19 protein-coding genes are annotated in these 23,563 nt (G+C 43.4%); 11 read left to right on the forward strand and 8 right to left on the reverse strand.

All coding sequences use genetic code 11. The features are described from left to right. Nucleotides 1-71: 71 nt before the first annotated feature. The 4 genes from C8N29_RS07805 to C8N29_RS07820 all read left to right on the forward strand — a co-directional run bounded on the left by C8N29_RS07805 (nt 72) and on the right by C8N29_RS07820 (nt 3,973). Nucleotides 72-911 (forward strand): SDR family NAD(P)-dependent oxidoreductase, encoded by an 840-nt coding sequence (locus C8N29_RS07805; protein WP_107865501.1) that lies wholly within the window; start codon nt 72-74, stop codon nt 909-911. 109 nt (nt 912-1,020) lie between these two features. Further along, on the forward strand, nt 1,021-3,051 hold the full coding sequence (rep, locus tag C8N29_RS07810; RefSeq protein WP_107865502.1) for a DNA helicase Rep: 2,031 nt from the start codon (nt 1,021-1,023) through the stop codon (nt 3,049-3,051). 50 nt (nt 3,052-3,101) lie between these two features. Continuing rightward, on the forward strand, nt 3,102-3,302 hold the full coding sequence (locus C8N29_RS07815) for a DUF2788 domain-containing protein (RefSeq protein ID WP_204509300.1): 201 nt from the start codon (nt 3,102-3,104) through the stop codon (nt 3,300-3,302). Nucleotides 3,303-3,379: 77 nt separating this feature from the next. Beyond that, nucleotides 3,380-3,973 carry a 5-formyltetrahydrofolate cyclo-ligase gene (locus C8N29_RS07820; RefSeq protein ID WP_170106930.1) on the forward strand — a complete coding sequence of 198 codons (594 nt, stop codon included), beginning with the start codon at nt 3,380-3,382 and terminating at the stop codon, nt 3,971-3,973. A gap of 11 nt (nt 3,974-3,984) precedes the next feature. Here the strand turns inward: C8N29_RS07820 and C8N29_RS07825 are convergent, their stop codons facing one another. Beyond that, the gene (locus C8N29_RS07825) at nt 3,985-4,209 is read right to left on the reverse strand and encodes a hypothetical protein (protein ID WP_107865504.1); all 225 of its coding nucleotides are present in this window, start codon (nt 4,207-4,209) and stop codon (nt 3,985-3,987) included. A gap of 305 nt (nt 4,210-4,514) precedes the next feature. Next, nucleotides 4,515-5,171 (reverse strand): histidinol-phosphatase, encoded by a 657-nt coding sequence (locus C8N29_RS07830; RefSeq protein ID WP_107865505.1) that lies wholly within the window; start codon nt 5,169-5,171, stop codon nt 4,515-4,517. A 207-nt stretch (nt 5,172-5,378) separates the two neighbouring features. On the opposite strand from C8N29_RS07830, the gene C8N29_RS07835 reads away from it, so the two are divergent. Both C8N29_RS07835 and ptsP read left to right on the forward strand, forming a co-directional pair. Further along, nucleotides 5,379-5,864: an RNA pyrophosphohydrolase gene (locus C8N29_RS07835; protein WP_107865506.1), complete on the forward strand. Its 486-nt coding sequence runs from the start codon at nt 5,379-5,381 to the stop codon at nt 5,862-5,864. A 155-nt stretch (nt 5,865-6,019) separates the two neighbouring features. Further along, nucleotides 6,020-8,332: a phosphoenolpyruvate--protein phosphotransferase gene (gene ptsP / locus C8N29_RS07840; RefSeq protein ID WP_420836655.1), complete on the forward strand. Its 2,313-nt coding sequence runs from the start codon at nt 6,020-6,022 to the stop codon at nt 8,330-8,332. On the opposite strand, the gene relA is transcribed toward ptsP, so the two are convergent. The 4 genes from relA to cysM all read right to left on the reverse strand — a co-directional run bounded on the left by relA (nt 8,329) and on the right by cysM (nt 13,943). After that, nucleotides 8,329-10,581, reverse strand: coding sequence for a GTP diphosphokinase (gene relA, locus C8N29_RS07845; RefSeq protein WP_107865508.1), 2,253 nt, complete (start codon nt 10,579-10,581; stop codon nt 8,329-8,331). The two genes, ptsP and relA, sit on opposite strands and share 4 nt — an antisense overlap. Nucleotides 10,582-10,744: 163 nt before the next feature. Continuing rightward, entirely contained in the window at nt 10,745-12,082 is a 1,338-nt protein-coding gene (gene rlmD / locus C8N29_RS07850) for a 23S rRNA (uracil(1939)-C(5))-methyltransferase RlmD (protein WP_107865509.1), read from the reverse strand. Then, the gene (locus tag C8N29_RS07855; RefSeq protein ID WP_107865510.1) at nt 12,075-12,881 is read right to left on the reverse strand and encodes a 3'-5' exonuclease; all 807 of its coding nucleotides are present in this window, start codon (nt 12,879-12,881) and stop codon (nt 12,075-12,077) included. Before C8N29_RS07855 ends, rlmD begins: the two co-directional genes overlap by 8 nt. A gap of 168 nt (nt 12,882-13,049) precedes the next feature. Next, complete coding sequence (cysM, locus tag C8N29_RS07860) at nt 13,050-13,943, reverse strand: cysteine synthase CysM (RefSeq protein ID WP_239987001.1); 894 nt, start codon at nt 13,941-13,943, stop codon at nt 13,050-13,052. 219 nt (nt 13,944-14,162) lie between these two features. Between cysM and C8N29_RS07865 the strand changes: the two genes are divergently transcribed. From C8N29_RS07865 to C8N29_RS07880, 4 genes are all read left to right on the forward strand, one after another. Further along, complete coding sequence (locus C8N29_RS07865; RefSeq protein WP_107865511.1) at nt 14,163-16,913, forward strand: response regulator; 2,751 nt, start codon at nt 14,163-14,165, stop codon at nt 16,911-16,913. Between the two features lie 427 nt (nt 16,914-17,340). Then, nucleotides 17,341-18,087, forward strand: a complete 747-nt coding sequence (locus C8N29_RS07870; RefSeq protein WP_170106931.1) for a DUF2846 domain-containing protein — start codon at nt 17,341-17,343, stop codon at nt 18,085-18,087. After that, nucleotides 18,081-18,398, forward strand: coding sequence for a hypothetical protein (locus C8N29_RS07875; protein ID WP_107865513.1), 318 nt, complete (start codon nt 18,081-18,083; stop codon nt 18,396-18,398). Before C8N29_RS07870 ends, C8N29_RS07875 begins: the two co-directional genes overlap by 7 nt. Continuing rightward, nucleotides 18,382-19,152, forward strand: coding sequence for a 3-hydroxyacyl-CoA dehydrogenase (locus C8N29_RS07880; RefSeq protein ID WP_107865514.1), 771 nt, complete (start codon nt 18,382-18,384; stop codon nt 19,150-19,152). The genes C8N29_RS07875 and C8N29_RS07880 overlap by 17 nt, the downstream gene beginning before the upstream one ends. Nucleotides 19,153-19,220: 68 nt before the next feature. Here C8N29_RS07880 and icd read toward each other — a convergent pair whose 3' ends face one another. Further along, entirely contained in the window at nt 19,221-20,480 is a 1,260-nt protein-coding gene (gene icd, locus C8N29_RS07885; protein ID WP_107865515.1) for an NADP-dependent isocitrate dehydrogenase, read from the reverse strand. A gap of 299 nt (nt 20,481-20,779) precedes the next feature. Here icd and C8N29_RS07890 point away from each other — a divergent pair, with 299 nt between their 5' ends. Then, the gene (locus tag C8N29_RS07890) at nt 20,780-21,319 is read left to right on the forward strand and encodes a pseudouridine synthase (RefSeq protein ID WP_239987004.1); all 540 of its coding nucleotides are present in this window, start codon (nt 20,780-20,782) and stop codon (nt 21,317-21,319) included. Between the two features lie 57 nt (nt 21,320-21,376). Here the strand turns inward: C8N29_RS07890 and C8N29_RS07895 are convergent, their stop codons facing one another. Continuing rightward, complete coding sequence (locus C8N29_RS07895; RefSeq protein ID WP_107865517.1) at nt 21,377-23,173, reverse strand: PAS domain S-box protein; 1,797 nt, start codon at nt 23,171-23,173, stop codon at nt 21,377-21,379. Between the last annotated feature and the right edge of the window lie 390 nt (nt 23,174-23,563).

The raw sequence follows: 23,563 nt of genomic DNA on the forward strand, positions 1-23,563 counted from the left end.
ATCTCCTGCACAACCACAATCACACCGTTAACAGCCACTAAAAACTAAAATAGTAAAAATAGAGGGTCATAATGAAGAATCTTGAACAAAAAATCGTTGTTGTCACAGGGGCAGGTTCAGGTATTGGTCGGGCATTAGCACTACAACTGGCGGCACAAGGTGCACAATTAGCCTTATGTGACGTAAATGCTGATAATCTACAAAAGACGGTCGATATCGCCTCGGCACACGGGGTTAAGGTATATAGTGCCACGGTGGATGTCTCCAAACGCGAAGCGGTACAAACTTTTGCCGACAATGTGGCGCGTGCCTTAGGAAACGCCAGTGTCATTATTAATAATGCAGGGGTTGCTCTCTCTCAAAACGTAGAAACCATGAATCGTCAAGATTTTGAATGGGTATTAAATATCAACTTTTGGGGAGTAGTGAATGGGTGTGAAGCCTTTTTGCCCCAGTTGCGTCAGCAAAAAGATGCCCATATCGTCAATATTTCCAGTATTTTTGGTATTATCGGGGTGCCTTCTCAATCTGCTTATAATGCCAGTAAATTTGCCGTTAAAGGCTTTACCGAAGCCTTGCGTCAAGAATTAAATGGCAGCAATATTCATGTTACTTGTGTGCATCCTGGTGGGATAAAAACCAATATTGCGCGTAATGCACGCGTACATAACGACATCATGGGCAAAGCGGCTGACCCCAAAAAGCTCGCCGCTGACTTTGATAAATTAGCCGCAACCACCGCCGAAGAAGCCGCACGGCAAATTGTCCGCGCCATCGAAAGTAATCAAAAACGTCTATTAATTGGCAAAGACGCCAAAGCCTTAGATGCCATTCAACGTTTATTACCCAATCATTATGATACGGTTTTGGGGATTGGTTATAAATTGATGGATAAGTTTGGTAAACGTTAAGCGCTATTTTTATTCGGGTAACCTTGCGGGTTACCCTTATACGGTTGCACCCTCATCACCTTCTTCTTAGAATAGGCAACCCTTCTGTGTGCAGCATTGCCTATCTACCATGAATAATCTTAATCCCCGTCAACAAGAAGCCGTCAAATATATTGATGGCCCACTCTTAGTCTTAGCAGGTGCGGGTTCAGGCAAAACCTCGGTCATCACCCGAAAAATTGCCTATTTAATCAATGAATGCGGGATTAAAGCGCATAAAATTTTTGCCGTTACTTTTACCAATAAAGCGGCCAAAGAAATGAAAGAGCGCGTCAGTAGGCTGGTACAAGGCAAAGAAGCCAAAGGGCTCACCGTCTCCACCTTTCATACCTTAGGCTTGACGATGATTCGTTATGAATTAGATGCCTGTGGTCTTAAAAATAATTTTTCTATTTTAGATGCTGACGATTGCCAACGCTTATTAAGCGAATTATTGCATAAAGACAACAGTCCCGAGGCTGACCAAAAACAGGCATTAAAGTGGATTAGCAAAAAAATTTCTGATTGGAAAAATGACCTCATTCCACCTGTACAGGCCGTCAGTGTCGCTCAAACCAAAGAAGACTTAATGGCAGCGCATATTTATGATGCGTATCAACGCCATCTACGCGCTTATAATGCCGTTGATTTTGATGACTTAATTGCCCTACCCACCCGTTTACTACAAGAAAACCAAGCCATTAGAGAAAAATGGCAAGACAAAGTGCATTATTTATTAGTTGACGAATACCAAGACACCAACACCGCACAATATTTAATGGTCAAATTATTAGTGGGCGTGCGTGGCCGTTTTACGGCCGTGGGCGACGACGACCAAAGTATTTATGCGTGGCGCGGTGCACGTCCTGAGAACATGGTCGAACTCACCAAAGACTACCCCCAACTCAAGGTCATTAAGCTGGAACAAAATTACCGCTCTATGGCACGCATCTTAAACGCAGCCAATGCAGTCATTGCCAATAATCCTCACGTCTTTGACAAAAAACTCTGGAGTCAACATGGTTTAGGGGACTTGATTCGTGTTATCACCTGCCCCACAGACCGTGATGAGGCCGAGTATGTTGCGAATGATTTAGTCAATACGAAATTGATGAACCGACGGACGTTTAAGGACTATGCCATTTTGTATCGAGGGAACTTTCAGGCGAAAGCCATCGAAACCCAATTACGCGAATTACAAGTGCCTTATAAATTATCAGGCGGTACGTCTTTTTATTCGCGTGCCGAAATTAAAGATGTGATGAGTTATTTACGCCTGATTATCAACCCCGATGATGACAGTGCCTTTTTACGGATTATTAATACGCCCAAACGCGCGATTGGCCCTGTTACGCTAGAAAAATTGGGCGTGTACGCACAAAGTCGAGGCGTCTCTTTACTGACTGCCTGTACAGAGTTGGGTTTAGCTGCTCATTTAGGGCAAAAAAAAGCAGTCGTCAGCTTGCATGAATTTGGTACATGGTTAGAAGAACATCAACGTGAAATTTTAGACAACACCGACCCTGTGCCCAAAATTAGGCAATTATTGAGTGATATTGCCTATGAGGACTATATTCGTGAAACTGCCCCCACGCCTCAAGGTGCGGAAGTGCGTCTAGAAAATATCAATTTTTTATTAAACTCTATTCAAAATATGCTTAACAAAGCAGAAGATGAAGAAGATAAAAATATTGAAGCCATCATTCGTAAATTGGTCTTAATTGATTTACTTGAACAACAAGCAGAAGCGGATGACAGTGACCGTGTACAACTGATGACGCTACACGCCGCTAAAGGTTTAGAGTTTCCACATGTGTATATGATTGGTTTAGAAGAAGATTTGCTGCCACATCGGAATAGTATTGATGCGGATACGGTCGAAGAAGAACGCCGTTTAATGTATGTCGGTATTACCCGTGCCAAACAAACACTCACCCTTACCTTAGCCGAACGCCGTAAATCGGGTGCTGATTTTAGAAGCACTACGCCAAGTCGCTTTTTAGAAGAATTACCGCAAGACCAAGTTGAGTGGCAAGGTCGCCGTAGTCAAAAATCGCCTGCCGAGAAAAAACGTATTGGCGGTGCACACTTAGCAAACTTGAAAGCCCTGTTAAACTCATAATGTCATAATGGCTGTTGCGTGATTGCTTAACCAATACAAGAGAAATTATCATGACTGATGAAATGTTGACTCAATTAGGCATGCAATTAGGCATTCCTGCATTAATTTTGTTTTTAATGTTTATCATTTGGGACCTAGCCAAAGAAGCCAAAGCTGGCAAAACAGGCATGATTGCCCTCTTTGTTGCACTGGGTGTCGGCATGATGGGCTATGTGATTAAGGTCATTTTACAGTGGCAGTTAGAACACTAAGTTTGCCCTAAATCCTCTCATAGGCAAGAGCCATGATGCCTTAGCTTTAATGATTGATTCATAAGAGACTCTACCCCTTGGCTACGGTTCTTTTTAACAGCTCACCTGATATCTTAGGCCGTTCTCAACTCCGCCAACAGCTACGGCATCAGCGAAGACAGTTGACTTTTTACCAACAAAAACAGGCTAGCCGCGCGCTAATACAACGCTTACAAAAACAATCTTTTTTTAAGCAGGCTCAAAAAATCGGCATCTATGACGCAATGGATGGTGAGTTAGATATTACCGCTCTCATTCAACAAGCTCATAAATCCTATTACTTGCCTGTATTACGACGTTTTCCCAAACAACGATTGGCATTTGTACGGATAACAAGTTGGCATCGTTTAGCCAAACACCGCTATGGAATGAAAGAGCCGCAATACAGACCTCGGCTGATGATTGATGATTTGGATATCGTACTCATGCCGTTAGTCGGTTTTGATAACGCTGGGAATCGACTTGGCATGGGTGGTGGGTATTATGACCGTAGTCTTGCCTATCAAAAAAAGACCACCTTAGTTAAAGTAGGCATTGCCCATGATTGTCAAGAAGTTGGTAGTTTAGCTAACATGGCGTGGGATATACCACTCGATGTGATTGTGACACCTAGCCGCTTACTCATCACCTAATCCACTGATGTTTAATGTGAAAACTGACGATAAAAGCGTAGCTTTTTGGCCGTTTCTTTGGCATCACGGTCACTGATAGATTCGGCATAATCCAAGATGGCATCGGCATATTCGCGATTTTGTCTAAACCACACTAAATCTATCACTCGGCCACTAGCCCGACGCAAAACCACATATAAACGGGTTTCTAGGGCAAACTCGTCTTCTGTTGTTACTATGTCGCGCGATAACGTCATGTACCACCCCTTTTACTTCGTCAGTCGTTCTCAGGGGCTATTGCCCCTAGCAACTCAGGATAGATAGCCTGAAACTTACTCGACTACTGCCGAAACATTTTGTAGCAATTATGCTTAAGTTTTCTACAGCAACAAATTAACAAACGCAGGGGGAATATTCGCAATCAATCGTCAAACAGTCTAACAATTCATAGACCTTTCAAGGGTTAACGGTATGTTTTTGGCGACGAGCGGTGCTTAACCGCAGACCAGCTCCCTATTATGTCTGTACGGCTAATCTTTATTTGCTATATACGCATACATGACTAGCCTCGTAAATCAAGTACCGACCAGCCCGATGCTTGGGCAACTGCCAACAACTTCGCGTCTGGATTAACCGCAACGGGGATATCGACTTGTTGTAATAAAGGTAAATCGTTATGCGAATCAGAGTAAAAATAAACTTGTTCAAACTGAACATGTTGTTCGGTTAACCATGCCTGATAACGGGTAATTTTACCCTCTTTATAACACGGTACGCCCTGCACTTTACCCGTATAGCGCCCTGCTATTTGCTCTGGCTCCGTGGCCAATAATTCAGGAATCCCCAAGGACTGGGCAATCGGCTGGGTAATAAAACGGTTGGTTGCTGTAATAATCAGTAATCTATCGCCCTGCTGTCGATGCTGCGCTATCAGTTGATGTGCTTTGATGAGTTGCAATGGCTGAATAACCTCTTGCATAAACTGTTGATGTAATTGTTGTAAATAACTGGGTTCATGTTGCGCTAAAAACTCAAACACAAATTCACTATAGGCAATAATATCTAATTGTCCCGCACAATAATCGGCATAAAATTGGTCGTTTTTGTGTTGATAACGCGCTGCATCTACCAAACCTTTGCTGACTAAAAACTCACCCCACGCATGGTCTGAGTCGCCCGCAATCAAGGTATTATCTAAGTCAAAAATCGCTAAGTTCATATTTTTTCATCTATTAGAGCTACAATTGCTAAATGATAACAGATAACGCTTGCCGCCAATGTAGTGACTAGGGTATGAATAGTACTAAGTGATTGGGTTTAAGCAATAGACGAATTTTGTACGTTTTTCAGGCTTCATATGATGCTGCCTACAAAAGCCGCGATTGTCACTAAACCCGCGACTGTTTTATTTGTTGAGTAGTGAATTGTGATTGATGCTGAAGGGTTTAGACCCAATGTGGGTATTATTTTAACGAATGGTAAAGGCCAAGTATTGTGGGCGCGCCGTCATGGTCATGACGCATGGCAATTTCCTCAAGGGGGTATCAATCAGGGTGAAACTCCCGAACAGGCCATGTTACGCGAACTATGGGAAGAAATTGGCTTAGAGCCAGAAGACGTAAAAATTGTTGCCCAAACACGGGGCTGGTTACGTTATCGTCTACCGCGACGTTATGTGCGTCACGAGAATCCGCCACCTGTTTGTATTGGTCAAAAACAAAAATGGTTTTTACTCTCCTTACAATCGAGTGCAGAACATATTTATTTGAATAAATGTCAGCCACCCGAATTTGATGATTGGGAATGGGTGAGTTATTGGTACCCACTCAACCAAGTAGTGTCTTTTAAGCGTGAGGTCTACCGAAAAGCCTTATTGGAATTAGCGCCTCGTCTGCCTATTATCGAAAGCTAAGCCCCACGCTTAGCTGAAGGCCAAGAGCACTCTTTCTTGGCTTTGAGAGAATAAAGACGGATGCGTTGGCAAAACGCCAATCGCTATGCGCTTGCATCGGTCTTAAACGGTGAATACCGTGATAATAATAATGAAACAAACGTGATTAAATCATTCTGGAATTGAGCATGTTAGATATTTTACGCAAACTGGTACAAGACGTTGATGCTGCACCCAATTTGGTGTCAGCATTAGATGTTATCGTGCAAAGTGTCAAAGATGCACTCAAAACGGAAGTTTGTTCTATTTATTTGCTAGACGAACGCAATAGCCGATATGTCCTTATGGCAACACAAGGCTTAAATCCTGAAGCGGTCGGGGTGGTTTCTTTAGGCATATCCGAAGGTTTAGTTGGCTTAGTTGGTCAGCGCGAAGAATTAATTAACCTCGAAGATGCCTCCTCTCACCCTCGTTTTCATTATTTACCCGAAACAGGCGAAGAAAAGTACAACTCTTTCCTTGGCGTGCCAATTATGAATCGGCGTAAAGTTTTAGGGGTAATGGTTGTACAGCAACAAGACAAACGCCGTTTTGGTGAAGCCGAAGAAGCCTTTTTAGTCACGCTTTCTGCGCAAATTTCAGGCGTTGTCGCCCATGCGCGTGCCTTAGGCCAGCTCGAAAATCTGCATGCCCCCAAAAGTGGGGTTGCTAGCCCCCGTATTTTTCATGGGGTGGCAGGTGCAAGTGGTATTGCGATGGGTCGTGCCGTCGTCATTTATCCCCCTGCCGATATCGAATCCGTACCAGACCGTGCAGCCGACGATATTGATGCGGAATTAGATTCTTTTGAGCAAGCCCTGAACGCAGTTCGCGGTGAAATTCAGACCCTTGATAAAAAAATGGCCGAGTCGCTCATGCCAGAAGAGCGTGCCTTATTTGATGTCTATTTACGGATGTTAGATGATAATGCGCTGGGTGGCGAAATTGTAGAGCGTATTCAGGCAGGTAATTGGGCGGCTGGTGCGTTGAGAGCGGTAATTGATGAACACATGCAGAGTTTTGCCGCGATGGATGACCCCTATCTGCGTGAACGCATGGCCGATGTACGCGATTTAGGTCGTCGCTTATTGGCACACTTACAACAACAAACGACGCCTAACCGTGATTTTCCCGAAACCAGTATTTTGATTGGGGAAGATATTTCTACCGCCACCTTAGTCGAAATGCCCTTAGAAAATATTGCCGCCATTGTCACCACGACAGGTGCAGCCAACTCACACATGGCGATTGTAGCACGCGCGTTGGGTATTCCTACCGTCGTGGGCGTGGCTGAATTACCCGTCAGTAGTCTCGACGATGCCGAAATGATTGTGGATGCCTATCAATCGCGGGTTTATGTGCATCCCTCACGCGAGCTACGCCGTCGTTATAAAGATATTATCAAAGAAGAACGGCAATTAGTGGCAGGTTTAGACGCCTACCGTGATTTGCCTGCGGAAACACCAGACGGCCACCGTATTACCTTATACGTTAATACAGGTTTAATGGCTGATGTGGCACGTGGCCGTGAACGTGGTGCCGAAGGGGTGGGTTTATATCGTAGCGAAATTCCATTCATGCTACGCGACCGCTTTCCTAGCGAAGAAGAACAGCGCAATATTTATCGTCAACAGCTCTCTGCCTTTGCTCCCTATCCTGTCACTATGCGTATGCTAGATATTGGCGGCGATAAAGACCTGCCCTATTTTCCTATCGACGAAGTCAATCCTGCGCTAGGCTGGCGTGGCGTACGTATTACCCTCGACCATCCTGAAATCTTTATGGTACAAGTCAGAGCCATGCTGAAAGCTGCTATTGGCTTAAATAACTTACAAATTTTATTGCCGATGGTGTCATCAGTCTTTGAAATTGAAGAAGCACAACATTTACTACATCGCGCTGTTGCCGAAGTACAAGAAGAAGAAAAAGTCACTATTCACCCACCTAAGTTAGGCATTATGGTCGAAGTACCATCAGCTTTGATTCAAATCAAAGACCTAGCACACATTGCCGATTTTGTTTCTGTTGGCTCTAACGACTTAACACAATACCTTTTGGCCGTTGACCGCAATAATGCACGTGTCGCCGACTTATATACCCCCTATCATCCTGCGGTCTTACGCTCACTGCAATATGTGGTTAAAGAAACCCATGCGGCGGGAAAAATGGTCAGTATTTGTGGCGAAATGGCTGGCGACCCTGGGACAGCGATTTTATTGATGGCGATGGGGTTTGACTCTCTCAGTATGAGTGCGAGTAATTTATTAAAAATTCGCAAGGTCTTGCGTACTGTGCCCATGTCTGTGGCTAAAAATTTGTTAGAGGAAGCTCTAGTCATCGATAATGCGGCGGTCATTCGCAGTATGGTCGAGTTAGAGCTCAACCGACTGGGCTTGTGGGAGCTGGTACGTCCTACCCAAAAACCCGTTGGTGGTAAAGTGCCCGCTTAACTGACGGTCGTTAAGCGGCGGGCACTGATAACATTGGGTTGTTGTTCGATTTTCGCCAACACCCGCCCCAATTGCTCTAAGGTTTTTACCTCCACGGTAATTTGCATTTGAGCTGTCCCATCTTGCTTATTTGACTGTGTATTGACGCCAGTCACATTGACATGTTCGTTGGCTAATACCCCGCTAATATCACGCAATAAGCCCGTTCTGTCCCATGCTTTGACAGCAATATTGACCGACTGAACCGCATCTACCGTTTGCTGCCAGTGTACTTCTATCACACGTTGCGGTTCTTCTTCTTGCAAGCGTAATAAGTCGCTACAGGCACGCGCATGTACACTGACACCACGGTTATGCGTGATATATCCGACAATAGGCTCACCGGGAATCGGACGGCAACACCCCGCAATATGGGTCATAATATTATCAATACCGTCAATCACAACCCCACTACTTTGGCCTTTTCGGCTACGACTGATAAAGTCACTGGCAGCAGGCTCAACCTCAACCGTGGGCAAGGTGTCAGCCACAAGATTAATCACTTGCGCTGGTCGAATATCGCCTGCACCAATACCCGCTAATACATCGTCGGCAGTTTTGACATTCAGACGCGTAGCAAAGTCCGATAAACTAATTGATTTATAGGTAAGGGATAAACGCGACAATTCTTTTTCTAAAATTTCGCGTCCTGCACTGATATTATTTTCGCGGTCTTGTAACTTAAACCATTGCTTAACTTTCGCCTGCGCTCTGGATGTCCCCAAATAGCCTAAACTAGGCAATAACCAATCGCGGCTGGGGCTTGCGCCTTTTTGGGTCAGAATCTCAACTTGGTCACTGGTTTGTAATTTATAGCTCAACGGGACAATACGGCCATTCACCTTTGCCCCCCGACAAGAATGGCCAATTTGCGTATGAATGCTATAAGCAAAATCTAAAGGCGTTGCTCCCGCTTGCAAATCAATGACATGCCCATCTCGAGTAAAGACATAGACGCGCTCATAACGAATGGCTCTTGTTAATTGGTCAGCCAATTCATCCATTTGTGTTTCGCCCATGTCCTCTTGCCACTCAAGGACTTGGCGTAACCATGCAATTTTACTTTCGTAACCTGTATCTTTATTACCACGCGCACCTTCTTTATAAACCCAATGTGCGCATACGCCTAATTCTGCTTCTTCGTGCATAGCCAAGGTACGAATTTGTACTTCTAAGGCTTTACCTTCTGGGCCAATCACGGCCGTATGCAAAGAGCGATAACCATTTTCTTTGGGGGTGGCAACATAATCATCAAACTCTTTGGGAATATGTTTCCACAACGAATGGACAACACCCAATGCTGCATAACAATCTTTTATTTCGGGGACTAAGACACGTACGGCACGAATATCATACAACTCATGAAAACTGAGTTTTTTACGCTGCATTTTGCGCCATATCGAATAAATATGTTTTGCTCGACCTTTGACCTCTGCGTAAATACCTGAGGCTGCTAAAGTCTCGCGTAATGTTTGGGTGACATTATGAATGTATTCATCGCGCTGAAGCCGTTTTTCATCTAATAAACGGGCAATATGTTTATAGGCTTCTGGTTCTAGATAGCGAAAGGATAAATCTTCTAATTCCCACTTAATATGACCAATCCCTAAACGATGGGCTAAAGGTGCATAGATATCGAAAATTTCGCGTGCCACCCGCTTTTTACGTTCATCACTGGCATCTTTGAGTTCACGAATGGCAAAGGTACGCTCTGCTAATTTGATGAGGGCAATACGCACATCATCAATCATCGAAACCAACATTTTACGAATATTATCGAGCTGTAAATGCGACTGACTAAATTTTTGGTTATGGTGATTGGGATTGATGACTTGACTGATGGTCGCCATGCGCAGGACACCATCAATTAAGTGCGCAATATCTTGCCCAAAGACTTTACTGATAATCTCTAAACTGGTCTTTTCTTCACGGACTGCCCGATATAACACGGCAGCGACTAAGGATTCTTGGTCTAACTTTAAGTCAGCCAAAATATCGGCCATTGCCAAACCCGTTAAGAAGCTGCTGGTACGCATACTCCACGAATGTTCACGGTCATAGGTTTCATCGGCTTCTTTGGCAAACAAACACGCTTTTTTGAGAACGTCTGGCGAGTGTAAATCGACACGTACCGCAATACGATTCAACCAACGTTCCAAATCGACTTGTCCATCGGCTTGTAATGGATAATCTTCGCGGACCTTCACCATAGATAACTCCATTGCACACGAGCGCAGGCAGTCTAAGACGCATTTGCTCAGAGGCTCATCAGTATTCCGCTTAGGGGCTTGATATTCGGGTTATAAGCGGATATCAACCCCCTCACAATTCAACATAGCATTAGCGTGCTATCGTCAACTAATAGCCTGTGGTTTAGGCTTTCACAAACAATGCAATAGATTCTACATGGGCAGTATGGGTAAACATATCCATCACCCCTGCGCTAACTAAAGTATACCCAGCTTTGGCTAATTCGGCAGCATCGCGGGCTAAGGTCGCAGGATTACATGACACATAGACAATACGTTTAGCACCAAAATTAGGTAAATACTTGACCACTTCTAATGCGCCAGAACGTGGTGGGTCAATCAACAAGGCATCAAAGCCCTCTTTTGCCCATGGTTGATGGGAGAAGTCTGCCGTTAAATCTTGTGCATAAAAACTGACATTGGTCAGTTGATTGTATTGCGCATTTTCATAACCGCGTTCCACCATGGCGGCATCGCCTTCGACACCAATCACCTGCTGCGCGCGTGTAGCCAGTGGCAAGGTAAAGTTACCTAAGCCACAAAATAAATCGAGTATCCGCTCGTGGGGCTGAGGGTCTAGTAAGTCAACAGCCAGTTTGACCATTTGTTGATTAATCGCCGCATTGACTTGTGTAAAGTCGAGCGGATAAAAACGCATTGTGAGGCCAAAGTCTGGCAGGCTATAGTGCAAGCGGTCTTCGCCGATAGGCGGATACACACGATGCACCGTGTCGTAACCTTGGGGCTGTAAATAACATTGCCAATCACGCTGCTGGCAAAAATCAATTAAGGCTTGCTGGTCAGTGTCAGTTAATGGGCTCATGTGCCTAAAAATGAGTGCAACACGGTCGTCGCCTGCAGCGACTTCCACTTGTGGAATATCTTCTTTAGCCGTTAGGCCATTGATTAAGGCGCGTAATGGCATGATGGCCTGTCCTAAACGCGGGTCAAGGACAGCACATTGGGTCAATTCTGCTAAATAATTAGAGCCTTTTTCTCTAAAGCCTACCAATAGGCTGTCTTTTTTGATAACAAAACGTACACCCAAACGCGCCTTACGACGATAGCCAGCGTGTTGCTGCGCTGTTAAAGGTGGCAGCCATGTTTGTGGCTGTAGATGTGCAAACTGCTTAAACTGTTCGGATAATACCGTTTGTTTTAATTGAATTTGCGCTGACGGCTCAATATGTTGTAAAGAGCATCCCCCACAAACCCCAAAATGTGGACACGGCGGTGTGACACGTAAAGGTGAGGCCTCATGTACAGTGACCGTATCTGCTTCACTGTATTTACTCCGTACTAATGTAATTTTGGCATCAACAGATTCGCCCGTTAATGCACCTTCGACAAAAACGACCTTATCTTGATAATGTGCCACGCCACGGCCATCATGAGTGAGGCCTGTAATCGTTAACGAGACAGGCTCTTGTTGTTTCAAACGCTCACGTTGCTTTCTATTCATTCGTCTCTACTTCTTGCTCTTGCCATACCGCTAAAAATTGCAATAAATGGGGCTTTTGACTACTGGCTAAATGATGTTTTAATAGGGTGATTTCTTGTTGATATTGTGGCTTCATTAGTTCGCCACGTAACAACTGAAAACGTAAATAAATCAACCATGTATTCAAAACATCGGTTTCACAATAATGGCGAATATCGGCAAGACGTCCTGCTTGATATGCGCCATAGACTTGACTGCCGTCCATGCCGAGTTTGCCTGGAAACCCCAAAAAACTGGCCATTTGGTCGAGTGGTTGTGCAGCACGTGCCTGATACAAGGATAAAATATCCATCAGGTCGATATGACGCATATGATAACGATTAATATAGTTATTATAACGGTACTCTTTATAGTGGTCGCCCAGCTCCCAATACATCGGCGCTGTCAACTCATGTAACATGGCGCGATAATGCAGAACGGGCAAATCAAAACTGCTGCCATTCCATGACACCAAACATAAATCGTATTTATCAATAGCGGTAAAAAAGCGCTTAATCATCTCTGATTCACTGGCATTTTCCTCACCCAGCGACCACACTCTGACGCTGTCACCTAAGCGTAAGACCACAGAAATACAGACTATTTTGTGTAAATGGTGTCTAAAAAAATCCGAACCGCCTGTTTCTTGACGACGCATATTTTGCAGTGCCTCGTAGGCTTCGGCATCGGATAGGCTGGTTAAACCATACAATTTTTTAGCTTTGCTAATATCAGGAATGGTTTCTATATCAAAAACTAAGGTGGCTTTTTCTCTGTACATGATTGCGCTCCCTATTCACAGTTTGGCTTTTTGTGGCTTAAGCTACGTTATATCCCTGATTATTTGCCTATGGCTGTATTTATCATCCTGTATTTGTCACGTATTCATAACAAACAGACGATGAGCGTATCGGGCTAGCCGATAAAACGATAGTAAGTGCAACATAAATTATTGACTAAATAAGCCCGTCGATAAATAACGGTCGCCTCTATCACAGACAATCGCGACCATGACTGCGTTTTGTACTTGCTCGGCTAATTGTAGCATTGCCCATACTGAACCGCCTGAAGATACACCTGCACAAATGCCTTCATAACGGGCTAAATCGCGCATGGTTTGTTCGGCAGCTTGTTGTGGAATATCAATAATACGGTCGACACGCGTGGCATCAAAAATGGTCGGCAAATAGGCTTGTGGCCAACGACGAATTCCTGCAATTTGCGCCCCATCTGCGGGCTGTAAACCAATAATTTCAATGGCAGGATTTTGCTCTTTTAGAAAGCGCGACACCCCCATAATGGTGCCTGTTGTCCCCATTGAGCTGATAAAATGCGTGACTTTACCGTCTGTATCACGCCAAATCTCTGGGCCTGTGCCTTCATAATGTGCAATCGGATTATCAGGATTGCCAAATTGATTTAAGACAATCCCTTTACCTTCGGCTTGCATTTTGAGTGCTAAATCACGAGCGCCTTCCATGCCCGATTTTTGTGATACTTCAATTAAGGTTGCGCCGTAAGCTGCCATTGCATCTTTACGTTCTTGGCTCATGTGGTCAGGCATAATCAAAATCATCTGATAGCCTTTCATTGCTGCTACCATCGCTAAGGCAATCCCTGTGTTACCACTGGTTGCTTCAATCAGCGTGTCACCCACTTTAATTTGACCACGCGCTTCTGCACGAGTAATCATGCTCAAGGCAGGACGGTCTTTGACTGAGCCCGCAGGATTATTGCCTTCTAATTTCACTAAGAGGGTATTGCCTGTTTGTGCCCCTAAACGTTGTAAACGGACTAAGGGTGTATTTCCAACACACTCCGCTAAGCTCATAATTGGCATCATTCAGCCCTCTCACCAAATTAGGCGGCGATTGTAAATCACTCTGCCTAGAATGCTGAGCTTTATTTTTTATCCCAAGAAAAGACTTGGTTTATTTGCTGTTTTTTTAAGCATTACTGGCCAAAATGCAAGGATTATAGGCATAATAAAACCGCGCATCCTCTAAAAATAATCTCTTTCGCAACCAAATTCGTCACGTTAACAAGTCCCCAATGAGACAACATGAAAACAGTCAGCCTACATTCGCGTCTATTATTAGCATCCATGATTCCAACCGCCCTATTCATGGTCATTTTTTCAATCATTGTGGTTTCTTTTCGCTTTCAAGATATCGACTCACTCAAAACCGAAACAGGCGCTATTTTATTGGGGCGTTACAGTGTTGAACTCAATCAAATCAGTGAAAATCAATGGGCTACACTCTTACAACATGCCCTAGAAGAACCCAATCTTCGTTCGATTAGCCTTGTGAATCATCAAGGTCAAATGATTCACCATGCAGGACCGCAATTGAGTTACCCTCTCGCCAATATTCAATTACCTAATAACCAAAAAAGTAGTGACTACAACCACATTCAACAGGGTGCTACCGATATTTTTATTAAAGCGACCAATCAACATATTCAACAGCCATTATGGTTATTAATCGAACTAAATCCTAACTACTTTACAATTGCTCGTTATGAAGCCCTCATTGGCGTCACGATTACTGCTTTTGGTTTAATTACGATTTTGATGTTATTGATTAGCGGCGGGATTAGACGTTGGTTAGAACCTATCAAACGTATTAGCCAACAAATTAAGAGTATTGATAGTCAATCATTACACAAACGTATCAATAGTAAATCGGTGGGTGATTTGGCATTGCTTGAAGAAGTCTTAAATGACTTTTTACAAGTAATGGAAAAAGAACATGAAGAATTAAAACATTCGATTGAGCAGGCGAATGCCGACTTAAATGAAAGTTTAGAAACAATGGAAGTGCAAAATATTGAATTACGGATGGCGCGTAATGAAGCGATTGAAGGTAATCGTGTCAAATCAGCCTTTTTAGCGAATATTAGCCATGAACTACGCACACCACTCAATAGTATTAACGGCTTTACCCAAGTCTTATTAAAAATGCAACTGGCGAGTAAACAACGCGACTGTGTAGAAACCATTCAAAAATCTTCCAATAACTTATTAGCTATTATTAACGACGTGTTAGATTTTTCCAAAATTGAGGCAGGTAAATTTTCCTTAGATAAACAACCCTTGTTACTTGAAGAAGTTATTTTTGATGTATTGGAAAGTTTATCACCACAAGCCGAACAAAAAGGCCTAGAACAAATTGCCTTTATTTATGATGATGTCCCCAAAAAAGTGATGGGCGACGCCCTACGGCTCAAACAAGTACTCACCAATTTAGTCAGTAATGCCATCAAATTTACCCCCAGCGGTGAAGTCGTTGTCAGGGTTATGTTAGAGGATACACGCCCTACCCATCATTTAATTCGTATTAGTATTACAGATACAGGCATTGGTTTATCGGAAGCGGCTAAAAATGATTTATTTAAAGCCTTTCAACAAGGTAATCCCTCAGTGAGTCGTCAATTTGGCGGAACAGGTTTGGGCTTAGCGATTTCTAAAAATATTGTCAAACTGATGGAAGGCGAAATTAGTTTTGAGACCCAACAAGAAAAAGGCTCAACGTTTTGGTTTACCTTTAAGGCGGGGCTTTGTCAGGACGACAGTGCGCATCTGATTAACTTAAAAGATAAAAAAGTACTCACCCTAGAAAGCCACGAAAAAAATGCACAACTCCTCAAAGCTAGTTTATATGCCGCACATGCCGACATGCGTGTCGTCAGCGAATGGCCAGAATTGATAGAGGCATTAACGGATAGCTATGATGTGGTTATCCTCAACGGTAAACTCTTAAATACCGAAACACTGCCCTATTTACAGCGTATTCGCCAGCGTTTTAGTGGCTTTATCATTATGTTTACAGGCATTACTGACCACAATTTAGAAGAGGCAGAATTACAACAGCTACAAATTCATAGTCTGACTAAACCCATTAGACCCCGTAATTTATTGAGTCTATTAGCGCATGGTTTTTTAACCGCTAAACTTAATCCGCAGCCCTCCAACACAAGTCTCCCGCGTCTTATTCCTGACTTACACATCCTTGCGGTAGACGACCATCCCTTAAATCTGAAGTTAGTATGTACCTTACTCAACGACTTAGGCATTAAAGTCAGCGCAGCCGAAAATGGCCAACAAGCCGTAGAAATGGCGAAAAAAGAGCACTTTGATTTAATATTTATGGATATTCAAATGCCTGATATGTCGGGTTTAGAGGCAACAAAACTGATTAGACAACAGGAACAAGATGGCCAACATGTGCCCATCATTGCTTTGACAGCACATGCCTTAGCCGATGAAAAAGAAAATATGTTAGCACAAGGCATGAACGACTACCTGACCAAACCCTTACAAGAAAACCAACTGATTTATATGATAGAAAACTGGACAGGTAAACTCTTACGCAGCAATACAACACAGACTCAGATAAGCCTACAAAAAAAACATGTCCCAACATTGGCACTGGTAGATAAGCAAGAGTGTATTAAACTCGCGGCGGGAAAAATTGATTTAGCACAAGATATGCTGAATATGTTACTCAAAGGCTTAGACAGCCAACGCGAGCGACTGATTAAATCTTATCAAGAACATAACCTACCTGCACTACTGGCACATACCCATTATTTACATGGAGCGACACGTTATTGTGGTGTACCTCGTTTGCGTACCAGTACACAAGCATTAGAGACGCATCTTAAAATGGCACTCAAGCAGGATACCTTAGCGACCATACCTGAGGTTGTGAGGCAGCATTTAGAGCATTTATTGACCGTGATTGATGAGTTGATTGACTGGCGAGATAGCCATGATGCGAATTTTATACTCCATACAACAGTATCCTGAGCTTAGGGTCTGTTGGCGCTTTCTCTGATTGAGTGCTCATACAACTTAATTTGAAACAGGTATTCTTTAGGTGTATTACGATATGCCCATGACCTTACTCGCTAAGGCCAATAAAAAAGATACAACTATTAACTTGAGAGAGTGCCTAATTTATAATAGGCGGCAATATTGTGGCTTTTAGTCAGCGATTTAGACTATCAGAGTACGTCATTAAGCATAGCTATGCTCTGAAGACCCGCCTTATTAAAGGGAAATGCTCGGATAGAAATGGGGTATCTTATAGGCTATGTGGCAGACAATAACAAAATAAAACAGAGTTTTGCGTTGTAAATTTAGCATTTTTGAAACCAGTTGGTTCTTTCATACTGCATTTACGAGTAATATTCGAGCCATTGATGCGGGTCTTAAAAAAATAATGGGGAATTTTATGAACGGCTTCAGATTAGGATTGTCGTTACTGAGCTTAGCTGCCTTAGCAGCATGTAGTACACCACAAAAAATCATTCACCCAGTCAGTAATCCAGAGTTGACACAGCTACGCGGACATATCGACCACCTGATTGATAACTATCGTCCACGCGGCTTTAGTATTGGCTCTTATCTAATGCCGACGGAAGGTGGTTTATTCCAACCTGTGCCTGTGACAGATGCTCGAAACGCGATTGTCTATATTTATCGACCATCCAGTGCATGGAATAAAGAAGAAGTCATTTCACCGAGTTTATTTCTTAATGGTCGTCGTTTACATGGTATTCGTGACGGCTCTTATTATTGGATGGAGTTACCTGCGGGCGAGTATGATTTTGCCGCTCGCCGACCGATTGGCCCTGTCTATTTAACTTATATTTTTAAGACAAAACTGCGTGTTACGGGTGGTAAGTCTTATTTCTTTCGTTACGATGAGGAAAACTTTCGTCCACAACCCGACAGCAGTTTGGGGTTGATGAAAGAAAAATACTTAACTGAACTGCCTGAAGCGATGGCTATTAAAGAGATTCGTGAAACACGTTTAGATAAACCAGGCTGGGCATTTGCCACACCGACACAAACACGCTGGAAACCATTTGACCTGTATCCAGACGGAGAGCATCCTGTCCCAGAAGAGCGTTTACAACAACAACGCGATATACAAGTTGAAAAACAAGTCTTGATGTGGAAACCCACTACGTGGTAAAGAATCAAGCCGAGCCAAGAATTGTTATCTCATTATGGCTAGTCGTTTTAGATGTCCTCGGACTAGCCATCATGGGGGTGGGGATTGCAGAGCAACTTGGCCGAGTGCACGTATTAACATCCGTTTGGCCACATCCTTATGCGGGCGCAGTATTGATGGTAATTGGGGTAGCATTCATGCTGCCCCTTTTATTATCGATTCTTAAGGGTGTACAACGTGTTAAACAAGCCGATCAGGTATGGCTACAACAATTGCCAGTAGAGTTACAAAAGAAATTAACGGAGCGAGTGAAGAATGAATCTCGAAAATAAAATAGCAATCGTCACAGGTGGCGCATCAGGTTTAGGTTTAGCCACTGTTCAAGCCTTTCTTGCCAAAGGTGCAAAAGTGGCAATTTTTGATTTGAATGCTGAACAAGGAGCTACTGTTGCCGCAGAGCTTGGGGCAAATGCACTGTTCTGCCGTGTCAATGTTGCCGATGAAGCCTCAGTGCAACAAGCGATTGCCGACACCGTTGCCAAATTTGGTGCTATTCATATTGCTGTCAACTGTGCAGGTATTGGCTCTGCCGTACGTACTGTAGGTAAAAATGGCCCCATGCCTTTAGAGCAATTTTCTAAAGTGATTACGGTCAATTTAATTGGTACATTTAATGTGACGCGTCTAGCCGCAGCAGAAATGGCTAAAAATACTCCAGACAACAGTGATGGCGAACGTGGTGTTATTATTAATACAGCATCTGTTGCTGCCTTTGATGGTCAAATAGGCCAAGTGGCTTATTCGGCGTCTAAAGGGGGCGTTGTGGGCATGACATTACCTTTAGCGCGTGACTTAGCGACGATTGGTGTGCGTGTAAATACCATTGCACCTGGTATTTTTAATACGCCACTCATGAATGCCTCTCCAGACTCAGTAAAATTGCCACTGATTGAAATGACACAGTTTCCTAAGCGTTTAGGTCATCCGAGTGAGTATGCACATTTCGCAACACACATTGTTGAAAACAGCTTTATGAATGGCGAAACCATCCGTTTAGACGGTGCCATCCGTATGGCGCCACGTTGATTTTGGAAAAGGTTTAAGCATAAAAAAACAGGGCATTTAATATGCCCTGTTTTTTTATCAGTCTCGCGTTAATCCATGTGTGATATGATTGCGTCACCAAACTCCGAGCAACGGAGTAACGTCGCATCTGGCATCAGACGTTCAAAGTCATAGGTCACGGTTTTGGCCTTAATAGCACCCTGCATACCTTCGACAATTAAGTCAGCCGCTTCAATCCAACCTAAATGACGCAACATCATTTCGGCGGACAAAATAATCGAACCAGGATTTACCTTGTCTTGACCTGCATACTTAGGTGCTGTGCCGTGTGTCGCTTCAAACATCGCAACAGAGCCACCAATATTGGCACCAGGTGCAATACCAATACCCCCGACTTCTGCGGCTAATGCGTCAGAAATATAATCACCATTTAAGTTTAATGTGGCGATTACGGAATACTCGGCAGGACGCATCAAGATTTGTTGCAAGAAGGCATCGGCAATCACATCTTTGACAATAATATCTTTACCCGTTTTTGGATTTCTAAATTTCATCCAAGGGCCGCCGTCAATTAACTGTGCGCCAAAACGTTCGGCCGCTAACTCATATCCCCAATCACGGAATGCACCTTCGGTGTATTTCATGATGTTGCCTTTATGAACTAAAGTCACCGAATCTTTATTATTATCAATTGCGTACTGAATGGCTTTACGCACCAAGCGTTGAGTCCCTTCTTTAGAAACAGGTTTAATACCAATACCACAACCTTCGGGGAAACGAATCTTTTTCACGCCCATTTCTTCGCGCAAAAATTTAATCACTTTAATGGCTTCTGGGCTATCGGCTTTCCATTCAATACCCGCATAAATATCTTCAGAGTTTTCACGGAAAATGACCATATCCGTTAATTCTGGGTGGCTTACTGGGCTAGGCACGCCTTCAAACCAACGTACGGGGCGTTGGCATACATATAAATCTAATTCTTGACGTAAGGCCACATTTAAGGAGCGCATACCCCCACCCACAGGCGTGGACAACGGCCCTTTAATACTGACCACAAATTCACGCAAGGCTTCTAAGGTTTCTTCGGGCAAGTAGTTGTTATTGGGATATAAGCGTGATGATTTTTCACCACAATAAATTTCCATCCACGAAATGGCGCGTTTACTGCCATACGCTTTACTCACTGCAGCATTGACTACTTTAATCATGACAGGAGTAATATCAACACCAATACCATCGCCTTCAATAAATGGGATAATTGGAAAGTTTGGAACGTTGAGTGAGAGGTCAGCATTTACGGTGATTTTGTCACCATCGGCTGGAACCACAATCTTTTGGTAACCCATTGTACAGGTACTCCCTTGTCGTGTTTGAGAAATATGTGAATGACTGCCGTCGTAATAAATTAGCCAGTCACTCTATTAAAGAATTTATGAACAACCCTGAGTGGTATCTTTGAGTTGTTTATCGCTTTTATCTTCAACCGACACCCGCTAAGCTACGTGTCTAGAAACAAGCAAGCAGACGAAATCATGGTTGCTACGTTGTCTAATGTTAATCGTTATTTGCAAAAATTTATGCCCCAAATTCATTTTTATAATAAATAGCGGTATAAATAAAATTGATGATATTTGAGTCTAAGTCTATGAGTCGCTTAATTTTATTTAATAAACCCTATGGCGTGTTATGTCAATTTCGGCGTACGGATGAACGACCAACACTGGCCGACTTTTTTGATGACCCGACTATTCATCCCTGTGGTCGGTTGGATTATGATTCTGAAGGCTTATTATTATTAACCGACGATGGCAAACTGAATGCACGTATTACAGAGCCGCGTTATAAGTTAGCTAAAACCTATTGGGCACAAGTTGACCACCTGATTTCTGAGAGTGCATTACAACAATTACGACGCGGTGTGGTCTTAAATGATGGCCTCACTGCCCCCGCAGACGCGCAACGCTTAGATGAGCCGACGTTATGGCCAAGAACGCCACCTATTCGTTATCGCGCCCATATTCCTACCTCTTGGCTGAGCTTATGTATTCGTGAAGGGCGTAATCGTCAAGTGAGACGTATGACCGCTGCTGTAGGCTTTCCGACTTTACGCTTGGTAAGAGTTCAAATTGGTGATTGGTCTGTGGATGGCCTCGGCGTAGGTGAATGGCGAGAAATTCGCGTATGATTTTTAGTCGCCGCGTATCGTGCATTCCGTACGCGGCTTCATACACACACGGCCTATTTACACACGTTCCATTTCTACGGCTGCGCGTGTGGCAAACATAGTCAGCACCGATAGGACAAAATCGGGATTGTGGATAGGTTCCTTAAATAAGACAAATAACTGGCCTAGATTAGTGCCTTCGGCATTATTCACTTGCCGTCCTACATAAGATTGCGCCCCAATTACTGCAAGATTTTCAGCATATGGGAAAATTTTAATCGCATCTTTAGTCACCACAAAGGACTCTTGTGTGAGTAAATATTCGCAGGGTGTTCCTTGTAGTTGATACCGCATATTGTCGACAACTTGGCCTTGAATAACCGCACTGATGGTATCTACCTCATCACTCTCTTGATGTAAACGGGTAATAAAACCAGCGATTGCGCCCAATGTTTGGGTCATACTTAAGGCTAGACGCTCCATGAATTTGTATCCCGTTGTCAACGCGATACTTTCTGAAATGGTTAAGATGGCAGATAACATTTGTTGTCTTTCTTGTTGGGCGCGGATATTTTTAATACCAAATGCTAAGTTATCGGCCAACTCTTGTAAGAGGGCTATTTCATCTACTGACAATTTTAATAGAGTGTGCGCAGTATATAACCCAAGTAGACCAAATATTTGGTCTTTATCACGTAGAGGTAAACAAATAATCCCTCTAAAGCCATACTCATAGGCTTGCTTACGCCAATACATGGCTTGGCTAATACTCACATCCTCACAAACAACCACCTGACCCGAACGAATGGCTTGACCACAAGGCCCTTGACCACGTAAATCGTTGGCATCCCACGTGACTTTGGCATAGGTTAAATAGCCACGCTCTTCGCCTGCATAAGCGACAGGGGTAATATTCTTTTCTTCATCATATTCGGTATAACCTACCCATGCCATACGGTAGCCCCCTCCGACACTGACCATTAATTGGCAAATATCCTGAAGTAGCTTTTTTTCGTCTTGTGCATGAATCAGGGCATAATTACAGGCACTTAGTAGGCGTAAAGCGCGATTAAGACGGGCTTTTTCTTGTTCTGCCGCTTTGCGATGGCGAATATCATTGACGTAAATAAAGGCATACTGCTCTTGCTGATAGGCAATATAATTTGCGGAGACCTCGACACTGATTTCTTCACCGTGAATATGTCGATAATTGGCCTCAAAACGCTGTACACCTTGGCGTTTGAGTTGTTGCCATAAATGCGGCCATCCATTGGGTGCTAAATGATGGTCAACATGATAAATCGACTGCCCTACCAATTGCGCTGGTGTTTGACCCAGTAATTGACAAGCTGACTCATTGACTGAAGTGATTAAGCCTAAATGATTCACTTGTAATAAAGCATCAGGCGCGTGGTCTACGGCAAACTGAGTCAACCTTAAGGCTTGTTCGGCGGCGTTACGTTCAGTAATGTCATGCGAGGAAGGCACTAAATAGGCAACACGACCGTTTTGCTCAAATACAGGTGTTAAAGAAAAATCAAAGGTTCTTAACTGTCCTGAGGCATCCAACATGATATGGCTAAAACGCGACGCATGACCTTCTGCTGCCTGCTCAATGGCAAGACGTAACTTTTGTCGTTCAGTGTCAGAATATGACCACCAAATGGTAGACTCTAAGGGTTTACCCACAACATCTTTTAATAACAGTCCCATACTATTTAGGGCAGCTTTATTGATGTAGGTTACTAAACCCGTTGTGGTTACTACGCCAATAAATAAAGAGGCATCGAGACCATCCATGACCTCGCGCAAACGTTTTGAAGCTTTATCCACCATTTCTAAAGGATTACTATAATATCTTCCCGCTAATGGCATGACTCTCAAACCTCGTTTCGTAAATTATTTCATTTAATTAGTCGCATCTGTTGAGATGTTGCCTGTGAACCGCACAATCCAAACATCACTAGATTACGACTTACGCATTTCAACGAAATTAGCGCATTTTTTGAGCTAAAAATCGTTAAACATGATTTTTTGGTGAGCACATAAGCGATAACCGCGTAAGTCCTAAGATGCTATTATTTGCAAGTTTATATCAGCGTAGCGCGTGGCTAAGTCATACAACAACGCCACGCCCATATCATGCATGAGAACATTTATTCATTATAGAAGTCTAAACGTATGCACACTGAGCCAGCAATGCTTAGATAAGCATGGATTGTGGAATTGACAAGTTTTTAGGATAAATGTTTGCTTATTTTTACA

It is taken from the genome of Agitococcus lubricus, assembly GCF_003051055.1.
In the GTDB taxonomy this organism is placed as follows: Bacteria; Pseudomonadota; Gammaproteobacteria; order Pseudomonadales; family Moraxellaceae; genus Agitococcus; species Agitococcus lubricus.